Here is a 15046-nt window from a genome sequence, read left to right as displayed (position 1 = left end):
CCAAAGTTCTTCATAGGTCCCATTTAGTGCTCTTAATTGGGTATGAGTTCCAGATTCGACAAGCTGCCCCTTTATCTAAGACAAATACCTGATCACAATCTTTTGCAATGGATAAGTGATGGCGATAAACAGAATGTTTTTATCCTCTAGGTTCATCAAATTTTGAATTATTTGATGCTCTGAGCGAGTATCTAAACCGCTAGTTATTTCATCGAGATGGATCAGGCAAGTCTTCTTCTTTCCAAATTGATCCATCAGTTTGCAATTGGAAATCGTTTAATGCTTGGACTAATCTAAAGGCTGAAGTACCTTGGCTGTTTGTCCCGGACATTAAACGTAATTTACTGATAGGAACGCTCGTATCATAAAAATTTAGGACCATAGAAAGACAGGCAACACCACAATTTTTTTCATCATGTTGCGTAATCAACTTTATTTTTCTCATTGTACGTACACCTTTTCTAGCACTTAATATGGTGTAAATATACTTGTATTCATATAATATTATTCAGAATTGTCCTGAAATCACTCATTCATATCCTAAAGTGAATAGAATTACAGCTGAAACGATAAATGAGTAAAAATTACTCTAAAAAGACACTGGTGGATAGGCTCGTTTACATTTCAGTACAGAATAATATCATCTTGAGATAATTTACCTTAAAAATTCAATTCGAATGATATATTTTTTTCGTAATAAAAATTATATGAGAGGTTTTACTATGAAAAACGTTCAAAGTTTAAGCAAAGAAGAATTGGTACTAGTGGTCGGGGCGGTGCAGGACAAGACTGGATTTCACAAAAATAAATCTTTATAAGGAGGATTACTATGCCGAAGAATCAAAAAAAGGATTTCTTTTTAACTGCTTCTATTGCGATAATTGGGCTGGCAGCAATATACTATTCAAATACATTCTTGAATAGTTTAGCGATGTCGCTTTTTTCAATCGGCATAGTAGTCTTAACTACTCTACCAGTTCAAATCAGAAAAAAGAAACAGCGCAAATTAATTGCGGATTATTTAAATAGGATCGATACTACTTTACAAGAAAATATTTATGAAGCTACTCAAGTCACTCCGGAACAATTAAAAAACTATACGGTACTAGGAACTGGCATAGCATCTTCTAAGCTTTATAAAATTGAAGAAATCATGTCAAAGATGTAGAATGCATATTCATTTAATCATTTGATAGACTATAACAAATCGGGTAGCCAACCGTCATAAAACTTACTCCGTCTAAGACATATAACATAATCCCTTTTTATCCCCTTTCCATTATCCAGAAATTTTTGATCTGATGAATCGATCGCTCTTATTCATTTTTTCGTAGATATTGGATAAACAGGATAAGATTTTACCAAGATTTTTTTAACTGTTTCAAACAGAACAACATAATAAAAAGCTAATAATGAAGTAGACCCCTGAAATTGGAGAAATCCAACGTCAGGAGTCTACTTCATACTTCTCTCGATTTAGGACCGTTTTTTTATTGTTTTGAGATAAAAAACCAAACAAAGAAGAAACTGGTGGTACCTTGTATATGTAGCATAAATCTATTTGAAAGGGCGTTTTATCATGCAAAAGTTTCAAAAACTAAACGAACAAGAATGGTAAAAGCATTCATTTTCTCTGCTGTAATCTCTTTAATTGCATTGGGTAACTATCTAAAGAAGAAAGATTTACCTTCGAAAAAGAAATTGATTTTAACAGTTGCCATAGCAATCTTTTTGATTATCTATGAATTTTTCTGGAGTATTTTCATTTGATAGATAATGTTATTCTATACTAAACTAAAAGACTAAAAAACAAGCCACTTCATCAACCGGTATTATTCGGTGATGAAGCGGCTTGTTTTAGGTTATGCTCGAAGATTAACCGCTCGAGTCACGCTCTGTTTTGACTCGCGCTCTATTCGAATACAAATTGATTGTTGTACAATTCGGCATAGAAGCCTGCTTGTTCTAGTAATTCTTGATGACTGCCTTCTTCGATTATCTTGCCGTCTTTGAGGACGATAATCCGATCGGCATTGAGGATTGTCTTTAGCCGATGGGCGATGACAAAGCTGGTTCGGCCTTGAATGACGTTATCCATCGCTTTTTGAATGCGACTTTCCGTCACGGTATCGACGTTACTTGTGGCCTCATCCAAAATCAACAGCGCTGGATCGGTAATAATCGTCCGCGCGATACTGATTAATTGTTTCTGACCGGTACTAAAGAGATTGTCTTCTTCACTGACCTTGGTTTGATAACCGTCTTCTAGCGTTTCGATAAATTCGTGAATGTGCGCTTGTTTAGCCGCTGCAATCACTTCTTCATCGGTCGCATCCGGTTTCCCAAAGACAATGTTATCGCGAATCGTTCCTGAGAATAGAACGGATTCTTGTAGGACAATCCCGACGTGCGACCGCAAACTATCAAGGTCCATTTCGCGAATATCGACGTCGTCAATTTTAACCGCACCGTGATCTACATCGTAGAAACGGTTCATTAAATTCATGACGGTTGTTTTCCCCGAACCAGTCGGGCCAACAAGCGCAATCATCTGGCCTTTATCGACTTCAATGTTGACATCATGCAAGATTTGTTTGCCTGGTAAATAACTAAAGTCAACGTTTTCCATCGTAACTGAACGGTCAATACCGGTTAAGGCCACTCCATCAGTTGGTCGGACTTCATCATCTTCATCGAAGACTTCATTGACTCGTCGTGCACCGGTGATTGCCAATTGAATCATACTGTAACTCGATGATAATTGGGCAATTTGGTTATAGAATTGTTGTGAATATTGCACGAAAGTTACCACTAACCCTAAGGCAACTGATTTTTTAATATCACCATTAACGGCTAACCAGCTCCCGAAGAAAATCACAATCGCCGTATTGACCAACGACATCCCTTGCATCAATGGGAAAATCATCCCAGAATAAATTTGACCTTTGAGTGTCGCTTTACGGACATTTTCATTATGGCCAATAAAACCATCAATCGTTTCAGCTTGTAAGCTGTTGGTGATAATCACTTTTTGACCGGTGATTTTTTCATTGATATAACCATTCAACTTACCGACTTCATCTTGTTGTAAATTGACGTATTTTTGCGCTTTAGTGATGATAATCCACGCCAAGATGAATGAAATCGGTACTGAAGCAACCGTCACCCAAGCGAGTTGGACATCTTTTTTAAACATCATAATCAATAAACCGATTAATAATGCTGAACCCGAAATAATTTGACTTAAAACTTGGTTCATCGCGTTATAAATATTATCCAAATCACTGGTGAATCGACTTAAGATATCGCCGTCGGAATGACGGTCGAAATATTTAATCTGCATTTTTTGTAACTTATTGAATAAGCCAATCCGCATTCGGTTGGTCGACAACGCATTAATCCGTGTAAAGACCAGGCTCGACACAAACGTTGCCGCGGAACTAAAGACGTAAAAGAGAATCAATGAAACAATCACTTCAACGAAAGCGTCTTTTGAAGCGCCACTAGTTGGTAAGTGTTGCGCTTTTAAAATTTGGAACTTAGTCGCGTATTTAACCAATTCATTTAAAGCATCCCCGATGTATTCCGGTGCCTTAACTTGTAAATAAGTCGCAATAAAGGTCATCACGAGGATGATCACGAATGACGGCTTATATCGTTTTAAATAATGGTAGAAAAACGTCATGGCGCGTTTAAATTCTTTCATGGCTTATCCTCGCTTTCCTTTTTGAGTTTCGAAAATTTCACGATAAACATCGTTGTTGGCGACTAATTCGTGATGGGTGCCAACACCGACTAAATGACCTTCATCGAGGACCAAAATCCGGTCCGCATTGACGACTGACGAAATCTTCTGCGCAATAATCAGCGTTGTCGTGTCTTTCAATTCACGATCAAGTGCCTCTTTAACTAATTTTTCAGAATGCGCATCTAATGCACTCGTACTATCATCTAAGATTAGAATCTTCGGATTACCAATCACACCCCGTGTAATCGATAGCCGTTGTTTCTGACCACCCGAGAAATTAGCCCCCCGTTCTTCAACGGGTGCTTCGTAACGTTCAGCCAGTTTTTCGATAAATTCTTTTGATTGGGCGATGCCAGCAGCGCGATCCAGTTCGCTTTCTGCTGCATCTTGGTTACCGTGTCGCAAGTTTTGCGAAATGGTTCCTGAGAATAAAATTGCCTTTTGAAGCACGAATGATACCGTGTTGTGTAAATTGTGTTCGTTCAAATCTTTGATATCAACGCCGCCGATTTTAATCTGACCCTTAGTTGGATCAAATAAACGCGGAATTAATTGGGCCATGGTTGATTTACCGGCCCCTGTTGCGCCGACAATCCCAATCATTTCACCCGGATTAATTTTAAAACTGATATCTTGCAACGTTTCGTGGTCATCATCGGGATAGCGGAAATCAACGTGGTCAAATTCCAAACTACCGGCTAAATCACGATCAGGTACTTCTGGATAAACAATATCCGGATTCGTATCGAGAATCTCTTGTAGCCGTCTCAATGAAACAGCCCCCCGAGACGCCATCATCATCATCATCCCGCCCATAATAATCGACATCATGATTTGCATTAAGTAGTTCATGAATGACGCAATCGCTGCAATCGCTGTTGGATCAGTATCGACTAAGTTACCGACGAAATAAATTGAAGCGACAACGGCCAAGTTAGCGACTAACATAAACGACGGAATCATGACTGAGAAAAGCATCCCGACAATCGCTGTATGGTGTTCTAACTTGTCACTTGTTTTACTAAAACGGGCAATTTCGTTGTCTTCTTGGACAAACGATTTAACAATTCGCGTGCCCATTAAATTTTCTTTGGCGAGGTTATTAATTTTATCAATCAAGTTTTGAATCGCACCGAAATGTTTACCCATTGAACCCATTGATAGGAAAGTAATCACAAAAACCAGCACCACAAGCAGGATAATCACCCACCAAAGGCTCGGTAATGAATTCATCGCTAAGATAAAACTACCGACAAATAAAATTGGAATCCGAAAAATGGTTTGTAACGTCATCATAATGACGTTTTGAATTTGGGTCATATCATTCGTGAGTCGGACCGATAGATTACCGACCGAGAATTTCTCGATATTCGCAAATGAGAACGTCTGAATTTTTCTGAAGGTCGTTTCCCGCATATCCGCGGTCATCCCCTGGGCTGTCACCGCAGAAGTAATCGTATTGACGATGCCGGCAATCAAACCGACAATCGCGATTATAATTAAATATATTCCGACTTGCATGACCTTATCTTGGTCATTTTTCATAATGGCTTCTAAAACATCTTGCAATAGTTTCGGTTGCCATAAAGCTGAAGCAACTGAAACAACGGTTGCTAATAATGACAGGCTGAAAACCCCAAGATAGGGTTTTAAATGTTGTTTGAGCATCGACATATGCATCCCTCTTTTTCCTAAATTTGAATTGTGATTCAAACTATTGTACAGTATAAACGAACACTGTTCGGGTTACTACTGTAACAAATTTTAAAAACAATTTCAATCAATTTTTCTGAAAATGTAAAGGGGTTTGACTAAAATGGTCAAAAAAGACATTTCTGATACACAAATCATCAAAACAGCCTTCAAAATTCTATCGATTAACGGGACTGCTGAATCACTCTCCATTCGCAAGATTGCGGCCGAATTGGATATTAGCGTCTCCACTTTTTATTGGCATTTCGCTAACAAACAAGCGCTACTGCAAGCCATGGCTGATGACGTCATGGCTGAGGTTCTAATTAAGCCTTCGACTGAAGCTTGGGACGTTCAAATCAAAGCGATTTTCATGGCGATTTACCAAACCTATTTGAAATACCCCTACGCTGCTGAATTGATGATTTTGACCGTGCCAGCGACTAAAATTCGCTTGCGTTTAATCAATCAATTGATTCAAATCTTACTCGACGCCGGTTTCGCGCCTGATAAAAGTAGCTTAGTGATTGAATCAATCGACCATTTTATCACCGGCTTATTTGCGGACATTGCCAATGAAGTCCGGCTTAAAAATTGTGCCTTAACCAGTCAAGATAATTACATGCGTGAACTGGTTGGCCAAATGCAAAGCATCGCTCAAGAAAATCATTATGATGCTTTCCTAAGTACCTTCGACCAACATCAACACGTCCAACTGGCCTCAGAACCCAAGTTCATGTTGGGCCTCGACATTTTCCTAGCCGGTTTAAAACAACAATTACCACATCACAACTAAGAAATAGGGTTATGACATAAGTCGTCGTATTCTGATATTAAACGAACGCTATTTTTTGACGCGCGCCAGAACTCATCAATTTCCGTTCAAATCAAAAAGTCGTCTATCCTGTTCGGAATAGGCGACTTTTCAACTTGATAGGCAATTGATAACCGAGTTCTGTCACAGCTTTATTTCTTACACTTTATTTTGACGAACACCGCCGTAATACGCGATTAACATAATGATCATTAAGCTGACCATATAGATTGGCAGAACTAAAATTGAACCCGTATGCAGTCGACTAATCCCATAAGTTAACAAACTAATTAACCAATAATACGCGAAGCTAAACAGGCCGCTTGCCGTCCCAATCACAGTCTCATACCCAACTAGTGCTAAGTTCAATGCAATCGGTAACGTCGTATTCAGGCCCCAGAAAGTTCCAAAAATAGTAATGATTATTAAAATCAACTGATCATTACTACTAGCAAAGACTAAACCAACACCACTAAATAATGCCAACCATAGCCCGCTACGAGCCACTCTGACAGCATCAAAATGCGCCAAGCCGTAATTAGTCGTCACTGCCCCCAGAATACTGGCCGCTGCTAGTACTAGCCCTAACAGGCCATATTGAATGGCCGTTAACTTAAAATGACTCATAAAAACAAATGGTGCTTCAGCATAATAGCTGAACAAGATACCATTAACCCCACTGATTAAAATACCGTAGGCCCAAACTTTTCGATCACTCAGTAATCGTTTCATCAAAGCCCTCACAGCCACTTTTCTAGGCGCCTTTTGAACACGCGTTTCTGGCAATGCTGCGAATGCATATAATCCAGCACTAATCGCCATCACCACTAGAACTGAAAAAACACTGCGGTAACCAAAGTAGGTCTGGACTAATCCGCCAATTAGTGGTCCCAATGCTGGCGCTAACGCCATAGCCGCGCCAATTTTTGCGAATACCTTAGCACCCGTAATACCGCTGAAAGCCTCACGCATAATCGTCTGCGTGACTACGGAACCGACACTCGCACCAAACGCTTGTATCATTCGCGCCATTAATAACTCGGGAAATTGTGGTGCGCCTAACAAACCGAGATTCCCGATTAGATAAATGCCAATCCCCCACAACATACTAGGACGACGGCCGATTTGATCGGATAACCAGCCCCAAAATAAAACACCGAATGCAAAAGCACCAAAGTAGGTACTCATCGTTAACTGCGTTATTTGTGGACTGACCTGCATCACACGACTAATCTCCGGCAATGCAGGCGTAAAAATTGATTCGCTGATTTGTGGAAAACCAACCAGCACAATCATTAAAAGAATTGATGGTACTTTTTTCTGGACGTTTTTCATAATGCACTCCTAATTATTTAATCTGCTGAAAAACGTCCTTAATCATCTACGGCAACACACACAATGAATTGTGAATAGCTCATCCAACCAACCTCCAATATAACCGATTTTTTAATCCATGATTTGAATCGTACATTGACTATATCAAAAAACAATTGCGAGTTCAAACTAAGGTGATGTTCAATCCTAAAAGGCTGATAAACTCGAGTCAGCGCTCATTTTCGAAACGTGCTTTGGGTTGCAACAGTTTTCGGTTAATCTAAAATAACCGATAATCTTAAACGCGCTTCTTGAGCAATCTTCGAGGTCACGCTCTTGTTTTTTAACGTGCTCGTCCTCACAGTTTCCTGTGCTTAGCTACGTTTCGCAAACAAAGCCCATAATCCGGGCTTTATTCACGGAACTAGGCTAATGCTCAGAAACTACCATGAGAACTCACACTTATATTTTAACGCGCTTCTCGAGCAATCTTCTCCGCCTAACTACAAAATACCAATCATGGTTAAGGTCAACCATAATTGGTATTTTTAGGTTATGCTCAAAGATTAACCGCTCGAATCAGCGCTCAGGCTTTTACCAGCTTGCTTTTTTGATGCCTGGAATTTGGCCTTTGTGTGCTAGTTGTCTGAAGTTTAAGCGACTCATCCCAAATTTACGCATATACCCGTGTGGTCGGCCGTCTAGTTGATCGCGGTTGTGTAAGCGAACCGGGCTTGAATCCTTTGGTAATTCAGACAAAGCCACATAATCACCTTTTGCTTTTAATTCGGCCCGTAAGTCAGCATATCGTGCGACCATCGCCTGTTGTTTTGCTAATTTTGCAATCTTTGATTTTTTTGCCATGTTTAACGAACCTCTTTTTCAATTTTATATTCGGTTTGAACGTTCAAACCGTTCTGATTAGATACCCAAAGTTATCCTACATGGCATTCGATTAAATCACAAGCAAAAGAACTTATTAAAAGTAATTGCTTTTGCGAACTATATTGTCCTTGAAAACTGACTAGATCAGTTACGATCTTTTCTGAAACGCGCTTTTACTCACAGATTTCTGTGCTTAGCTACGTTTCGCAAACAAAGTCTAAAACCCAGACTTTATTCACGGAACTAGGCTAATGCTCAAAATCTCCCGTGAATATCAGCGCTCTTTTTCTGAAACGCGCCTCCCAAGCCAACTTCTTCCGTCTAGCTACGAGTATCAAATCATGACCATAACCCGGTCATAATCTGCTACTCTAGGCTATACTCAGAAGTTAATCAGGCTTGTCAGCGCTCTTTTATTTGAAACGCGCTTTTGGTTGCAACAACTTCCGCTTAATCTAACTTGACCAATAATCTTAAACCCTAGATTACTAATCAAGTTTTATTAATGCTCAATTGTTACCGCAACCAACGCGCTCTTTTTCTGAAATGCGCCTCCCAAGCCAACTTCTTCCGTTTAGCTACGAGTATCAAATCATGACCATAACCCGATCATAATCTGCTACTCTAGGCTATACTCAGAAGTTAATCAGGCTTGTCAGCGCTCTTTTTCTGAAAACCCCTTAACAAATATCAGATAAGTGTTATGCTTAGGTAAGAAATTAAATTAAGTTAGGCTGTTTTTTCATTTGTATACGTTATAATAACGCGCTTGTACAGGTGGTCAGTTGACCAATCGTACAGGTGTGTTTTTTTGTGGTTAAACAGCCCATCTTTAACAAACTCAGGAGGATTACTATTTTAAAGCGCAAGAATGTTGATAAAGTCGTCTTCATCCCCACGATGTTGCTATTCGGGATTGTCTCCATCATTTTATTGGTAGGAGGTGACTCGCTGCAACAAACGGTTTCTCAGATTTTGGACGCACTAACGACACATTCTCGATGGCTTTATATTGGTATCTATATCATTAATTTTATTTTTCTCATCTGGCTCGGATTCAGTCGTTACGGTAAAATCCGTTTTGGACAACCCAACGAGAAGCCCGAATATAATGACTTCCAATGGGGTAGCATGGTTTTTGCCACCGCAATTGATGCCAGCATTTTGATGCTCAGCACAACTGATCCGTTGCAATATTTACAAAACCCACCGTTTGGTGCTAAGCCCTTTTCAGCAGCGGCTTACCGTTACGCCAACGTCTGCGGTCAATTCAACTGGGGTCCGATGGCCTGGATGATTTTTGCCACCGCCACCGTCGCGATTGGTTATGCGATATATGTAAAAAACTTACGCGTTCAACGCTTGAGCGCTGCAATTGATTTATTAGAAGGTCCCCAAATGTACAAGAAAATTGGCCGTAAACTCATTGATTTCATAGTCGTTTTCGGGATTATGGGCGGGATTGGTTCTTCAATCGGGATGGAAATCCCCGTCATTTCTAAAGTTTTAAGTGCCATGACTGGGGTTTCCGATACACTTTGGTTAAAATTAGGCCTCTTCGGCGTTTTATTAGTGCTCTTTACCCTAACGGTTTACGCCGGTTTGGATAAAGGCATTAAAAAGTTAAGTGCTTGGCACATTTACACCGCCATTGGTTTCTTATTATTGGTCTTATTAATCGGCCCAACCGTCAAATTGATTGGTGCAGAAGGCTTGGATCTTTTCCATCTAGTCGGTAAATTTGGTCGACTCAGTTTAAACGCCACGGGTAAAAATAGTCAATTCGCCCAACATGAAATGCTCTTCTATTGGGGTTGGTGGTTATCTTACATGCCTGTTATGGGCTTATTCATCGCCCGGATTTCACGAGGTCGGACCATTCGCCAAGTCTTACTTGGGATGGCGACTTATGGTGCCTTAAGTTGTATGAGTTTCTACGCGATTTTAGGCGGTTACGCTTTATACCTACAACGCACCGGTGCAGTTGATTTGGTCCACATTCTCAACACACAAGGCCAAGCCAGCGTGATTGCTGCGTTGATTGGCACCTTACCTTGGAAGATTGTCATGCTCACGATTTTCTGTTTGTCATGTTTTATCTTTTTGGCAACCACGATTTCATCGTCCGCATTTATCGTTTCGTCATTTACCAGTCTCGAATTAAAAATTGGCCAACAACCCGATCGTTGGAATCGGATGGCTTGGGTCGTCATCTTCATCCTATTTTCTCTCGGAATTGTGGTCGTCGGTGGTTTCGAAACAGTCCAAGCAATCTGTGTCATAGCGGGCTTCCCACTGATTTTCGTCTGTGCACTGCTCTTGATTTCGATTTTCCATGCCGTCAAGACCAACGAGACCCCGCTTAAATAATTTTCAATAACCTTTAAAAAAATAAATCCGCTTTTCTGAAAAAAATAACTTATGCCACAAATTTTTTTATGGTACGGTTATAACTGTTAACTTTTCAGAAAAGAGGATTTTTTAATGCCCCAAAATAAGAAACAAGGTATTTTCTTCACGGCCATCATGTGTGTCTGCATGGTGATTGGTATGAGTTCTTACAATATGATTATTCGTGATAGTTTCACGATTAAGGCATTCGCAACGATCTTTTTGCCATGTTTTATCATCGCTTTTATCCTAGAAGCATTCATCGTCGGTAATCTGGTTCAATTTGTTTTGGCTAAATTACCATTGAATCATGAGAGCCGTTTTCAAATGATTCTAGGCACTTCATGTTTAACACTTTTATACATGGTGACTTGCATGTCCGTTTTCGGCATGTTGGTCGAAGGTGGGATTCCCACTGACATCATGCACACCTATTTTGCCACTTGGCGGACGAACGTCGTCTTCGCTTTCCCTTGGCAATTAATCATCGTCGGACCTTTCTGTCGCGCGATTCTGGGGCGGGTACAAAATCGCCAGGTCGCCGCACAAGTCGACTAATTTTATTAGAAAAACCTCATCTTCTAAAAAAATCACTTACGAGCGCTATTCGTTTATGCTACGGTGGTAATTGGTTACTTTTAGAAAGAAGGTTTTGTCGATGCCCCAAAATAAAAAAGAAGGTATTATTTTTACAACCCTAATGTGTTTCTGTATGGTATTAGGGATGAGCATCTATAACCTATTGCTCCATGGTGCACTCTCTTGGATTGCACTAGTGACTGGTCTAATTCCCGGCTTCATCGTGGCATTTATATTAGATTCATTTGTAATCGGCGTACTCGCTAAAAAGATTGCGTTCAAATTGCCGTTAAATCAGGACAGCAAATTACAGATGATTCTAACCATTTCATGTCTCATGATTCTTGGGATGGTGACTTGCATGTCACTATTCGGCGTTTTAATTGAAAGCGGGATTCCTAATGATTTATCCGGGGCCTACTTACACGCTTGGCGCATGAACATCATCGTCGCGCTACCACTTCAATTGATAATTGTTGGTCCTTTTTCTCGATTGATTCTTGGTCGAATTCAAGCCAACGCCTAACCAAAGAAAGAAGCAACTCACCCGTTACCAATGGGGAGTTGCTTCTTTTTTAGAATCATTTTTATTTTGTCGTTAATATCTGATTAATTGTTGCTAATTCTGCCGGTTCAAACGTCAGATTATTCAACGCGCGAACGCTGTCTTGCAATTGGCTAATCCGGGAAGCCCCGACTAAAACACTGGCAACAGTTGGTTGTTGTAAATTCCAAGCCACTGCCATTTCGGCTAAGCTTTGACCCCGTTGTTGCGCAACTTGGTTCAACTTTTGAACCGTCGCAATCGTTTGGTCCACCCGTTCTTCGGATAAGAATGGGCTGTCCGGACGCGCTGCTCTGGAATCAGCTGGAATCCCGTTGAGGTACCGGTTGGTCAACAAACCTTGCGCTAACGGACTAAAGGTAATCGCGCCTAATTGTTCTTCCGCTAAAACATTCGTTAAACCATCTTCAATCCACCGATCCAGCATATTATAACGCGGTTGGTGAATGATAAACGGGGTCCCTAACTGGCGGAAAACCTTAGTAATCGCTTGGGTTTGCGCCGCCGAATAATTCGAAATCCCGATGTACAGTGCCTTGCCTTGTTGCACCAATAAATCTAAAGCACGCGCCGTTTCTTCGATTGGCGTATCAGGATCTGGCCGATGGTGGTAAAAAATATCGACATAATCCAACTGCAACCGTTGTAACGACTGATCACAGCTAGCGATGATGTTCTTCTTAGAACCCCATTCGCCGTAGGGACCGGGCCACATATAATAACCGGCCTTTGACGAAATAATCATCTCGTCTCGATAACTTTTTAAATCATCATGTAATATCCGGCCAAAATTGGTTTCGGCACTACCAGCTGGTGGCCCATAATTATTCGCTAAATCAAAATGCGTAATGCCCATATCAAACGCACCAAAAATAATTTCTTTTTGGTTGGCGACTTTATCCGTCTCCCCAAAGTTATGCCATAAGCCTAATGAAAGTGCGGGTAGTTTTAACCCGGAATTACCGACGCGGCGATAAAGCATATCTTGGTAACGATTTTCGTTTGCGGTGTAGGTCATCAAGACCCCTTCTTTCTCCATTTATAATAAACGCTTCTAAATATTAACCAATCTTGCGAATGGCGTCTTCGACCATCTGCCAAAATTTAGCATGGTCTAATTTAACGGCGACACTCGTTTGGCAATCTTCAGGAATTGGATATCTGAAATCAGCAACGGTCATCCCACGGGTGAGCGTGCCATTCAATTCAATATCAACGGGCACTTTTTTGGTAATCATCACCGTCGGATCGATGACGTAAGCGACGGCACACGGATCATGAACGGGCGGCGCATCGAAATTTTGCCCTTTTTTATACATATCGCGGAAGAAGGCCAATAAATCGACCACAAAATCTGACGTTTCCGTTTTAATCGCTTTAATTTGGTCGACAATCTCAGGCGTTGCTAAAGCGGTATGCGTGACGTCTAAGCCGACCATTGTCACTTGCCAACCGGCGTTAAAGACAATCTTGGCTGCTTCTGGATCAAACTTAATGTTGAATTCCGCGACAGCGCTCGCGTTGGCATCGTGATAAGCGCCGCCCATTAAAACGACTTCCTTAACCCGGTCGATAATTTGCGGTTCCTTACGAGTAGCCATGGCGATATTCGTCAGGGCACCCGTTGGTACTAAGGTAATCGTCTTGGCGGGATTTTGCATAATCAAATCAATGATTAAATCAACCGCGTTAATTTCTTCAAGCGGCACGGTCGGTTCTGGTAAAACAACACCGTCCAAACCAGATTCACCGTGAATATCAGCTGCCACTTTAATTTCTTCAATTAGGGGTCGTGAACAACCCGCCGCGATTGGGACATCGTGCATTCCGATTAAAGTTGCGACCGAGCGCGCATTCCGCGTCACCTTGTTCAGCGTTTGATTAGCAGCAACGGTCGTCACCGCTAATAGATCAATCTCCGGATTCCCATATGCCAACATCATGGCAATGGCATCATCATGGCCTGGATCACAATCTAAAATTATTTTTTTACCCATTATTCAAAGCCTCCATTTTGGTGCTAATTCACTTCTTATGATAACATATTCATGAAACGGTTTCATTAGAGGCGCGACGCTAGTCTTTAATGACACTTGCAACCAACTTAGGGAGGATGACCATCATGACCTATACCCCATTCTTTTTCCTAGTAGCAGTCTTATTGGTACTAGAAGCTTGGCTCATTTACAATTACCTGCGACATCGCTCAAAAGTGCTATTAATATTGAGCATCTTTTTAGCTGTCATCATCTTACTCATGTTGCTGCCGATTATTATGTTTTTGATTCAATGAAAAAGCTAACTTATTCCATAGCTAAAAAAGATATCACCGACTGGGGTGATATCTTTTTTGGCTAGCGCTATTTAATTGATTTACGTTGACCGTATGTTTTAAAACGATCCATCATGCTATCCATTTCAGCATCGTCCAAGACAACTGGTTCGCCAATACTTTTAGCACGATAGTAAATGCTAGCACAGTATTCGACTTGTTCTAAGACATTATAAGCCCCTAACATATCATGTTCACCGACTAAAACACCGTGATTGGCTAACAGAACCGCTTTGCGATCTTGCATACCTTCAAAGGCATTTTCGGCGAGTTCCTTGGTGCCATAACTAGCATATTTTGCACATTTCACATCTTTTCCTGCAACAGCAATCATATAATGGGTTGCTGGTAAGTCCCAACGTAATTCAGCAAGAATTGTTGAATAAATCGTATGTGCATGAATCACACAATCAATATCGGTTCGTCTTTCATAGAAATTACGGTGCATCACCCACTCGCTTGAAGGTGTCCGAGTACCTTCGACAATTGTGCCGTCGGTTTTCATCACAACAATATCCTCTGGTTGAATTTCAAAGAAACCAATTCCGGAAGGAGTGATTGCCATGGTCTGATTTTTACGATCAAACAAGCTCAGATTACCACCTGTTCCTAATGTAAAACCGTCATTCACTAATTTTTTCCCATATTCAACTAACTGCTTACGTTCTTTCTCCATTAACATGTTGTTGCCTACTTTCTCTTAATTGTTGATTCATTTCACTTTAC

13 protein-coding genes are annotated in these 15046 nt (G+C 40.8%); 5 read left to right on the top strand and 8 right to left on the bottom strand.

Annotated elements, in window-relative coordinates; translation table 11 throughout:
• Positions 1–208: 208 nt before the first annotated feature.
• Positions 209–445, bottom strand: a complete 237-nt coding sequence (locus tag ACVPPQ_RS05785; protein WP_463493261.1) for a cysteine peptidase family C39 domain-containing protein — start codon at positions 443–445, stop codon at positions 209–211.
• A gap of 384 nt (positions 446–829) precedes the next feature.
• Between ACVPPQ_RS05785 and ACVPPQ_RS05780 the strand changes: the two genes are divergently transcribed.
• Positions 830–1168, top strand: a complete 339-nt coding sequence (locus tag ACVPPQ_RS05780; RefSeq protein ID WP_106483493.1) for a hypothetical protein — start codon at positions 830–832, stop codon at positions 1166–1168.
• Between the two features lie 744 nt (positions 1169–1912).
• Here ACVPPQ_RS05780 and ACVPPQ_RS05775 read toward each other — a convergent pair.
• Together ACVPPQ_RS05775 and ACVPPQ_RS05770 are read right to left on the bottom strand one after the other, a co-directional pair.
• Positions 1913–3706 carry an ABC transporter ATP-binding protein gene (locus ACVPPQ_RS05775; RefSeq protein WP_463493259.1) on the bottom strand — a complete coding sequence of 598 codons (1794 nt, stop codon included), beginning with the start codon at positions 3704–3706 and terminating at the stop codon, positions 1913–1915.
• 3 nt (positions 3707–3709) lie between these two features.
• Positions 3710–5422, bottom strand: coding sequence for an ABC transporter ATP-binding protein (locus ACVPPQ_RS05770; RefSeq protein WP_463493257.1), 1713 nt, complete (start codon positions 5420–5422; stop codon positions 3710–3712).
• A 142-nt stretch (positions 5423–5564) separates the two neighbouring features.
• Between ACVPPQ_RS05770 and ACVPPQ_RS05765 the strand changes: the two genes are divergently transcribed.
• Positions 5565–6236, top strand: coding sequence for a TetR/AcrR family transcriptional regulator C-terminal domain-containing protein (locus tag ACVPPQ_RS05765; protein ID WP_463493255.1), 672 nt, complete (start codon positions 5565–5567; stop codon positions 6234–6236).
• 177 nt (positions 6237–6413) lie between these two features.
• Here ACVPPQ_RS05765 and ACVPPQ_RS05760 read toward each other — a convergent pair whose 3' ends face one another.
• Together ACVPPQ_RS05760 and rpsN are read right to left on the bottom strand one after the other, a co-directional pair.
• Entirely contained in the window at positions 6414–7589 is a 1176-nt protein-coding gene (locus ACVPPQ_RS05760) for a multidrug effflux MFS transporter (protein WP_463493253.1), read from the bottom strand.
• A gap of 573 nt (positions 7590–8162) precedes the next feature.
• The gene (gene rpsN / locus ACVPPQ_RS05755; protein ID WP_254680661.1) at positions 8163–8432 is read right to left on the bottom strand and encodes a 30S ribosomal protein S14; all 270 of its coding nucleotides are present in this window, start codon (positions 8430–8432) and stop codon (positions 8163–8165) included.
• A 921-nt stretch (positions 8433–9353) separates the two neighbouring features.
• On the opposite strand from rpsN, the gene ACVPPQ_RS05750 reads away from it, so the two are divergent.
• The 3 genes from ACVPPQ_RS05750 (at position 9354) to ACVPPQ_RS05740 (ending at position 11949) form a co-directional block, all read left to right on the top strand.
• On the top strand, positions 9354–10823 hold the full coding sequence (locus tag ACVPPQ_RS05750) for a BCCT family transporter (protein ID WP_254680674.1): 1470 nt from the start codon (positions 9354–9356) through the stop codon (positions 10821–10823).
• Between the two features lie 114 nt (positions 10824–10937).
• The gene (locus ACVPPQ_RS05745) at positions 10938–11402 is read left to right on the top strand and encodes a DUF2798 domain-containing protein (RefSeq protein WP_463493251.1); all 465 of its coding nucleotides are present in this window, start codon (positions 10938–10940) and stop codon (positions 11400–11402) included.
• A gap of 100 nt (positions 11403–11502) precedes the next feature.
• Positions 11503–11949 carry a DUF2798 domain-containing protein gene (locus tag ACVPPQ_RS05740; RefSeq protein ID WP_463493249.1) on the top strand — a complete coding sequence of 149 codons (447 nt, stop codon included), beginning with the start codon at positions 11503–11505 and terminating at the stop codon, positions 11947–11949.
• Positions 11950–12010: 61 nt separating this feature from the next.
• On the opposite strand, the gene ACVPPQ_RS05735 is transcribed toward ACVPPQ_RS05740, so the two are convergent.
• The 3 genes from ACVPPQ_RS05735 to ACVPPQ_RS05725 form a co-directional block, all read right to left on the bottom strand.
• A complete protein-coding gene (locus ACVPPQ_RS05735) occupies positions 12011–13006 on the bottom strand; it encodes an aldo/keto reductase (protein WP_463493248.1) in 996 nt (331 codons plus the stop codon).
• 43 nt (positions 13007–13049) lie between these two features.
• Positions 13050–13985 (bottom strand): uridine-preferring nucleoside hydrolase UriH, encoded by a 936-nt coding sequence (gene uriH, locus ACVPPQ_RS05730; protein ID WP_463493246.1) that lies wholly within the window; start codon positions 13983–13985, stop codon positions 13050–13052.
• Positions 13986–14348: 363 nt separating this feature from the next.
• On the bottom strand, positions 14349–14996 hold the full coding sequence (locus tag ACVPPQ_RS05725) for an L-fuculose-phosphate aldolase (RefSeq protein WP_463496344.1): 648 nt from the start codon (positions 14994–14996) through the stop codon (positions 14349–14351).
• Between the last annotated feature and the right edge of the window lie 50 nt (positions 14997–15046).

It is taken from the genome of Latilactobacillus parafuchuensis (assembly GCF_055271665.1).
This window is presented reverse-complemented; position numbering and strand designations above follow the sequence as displayed.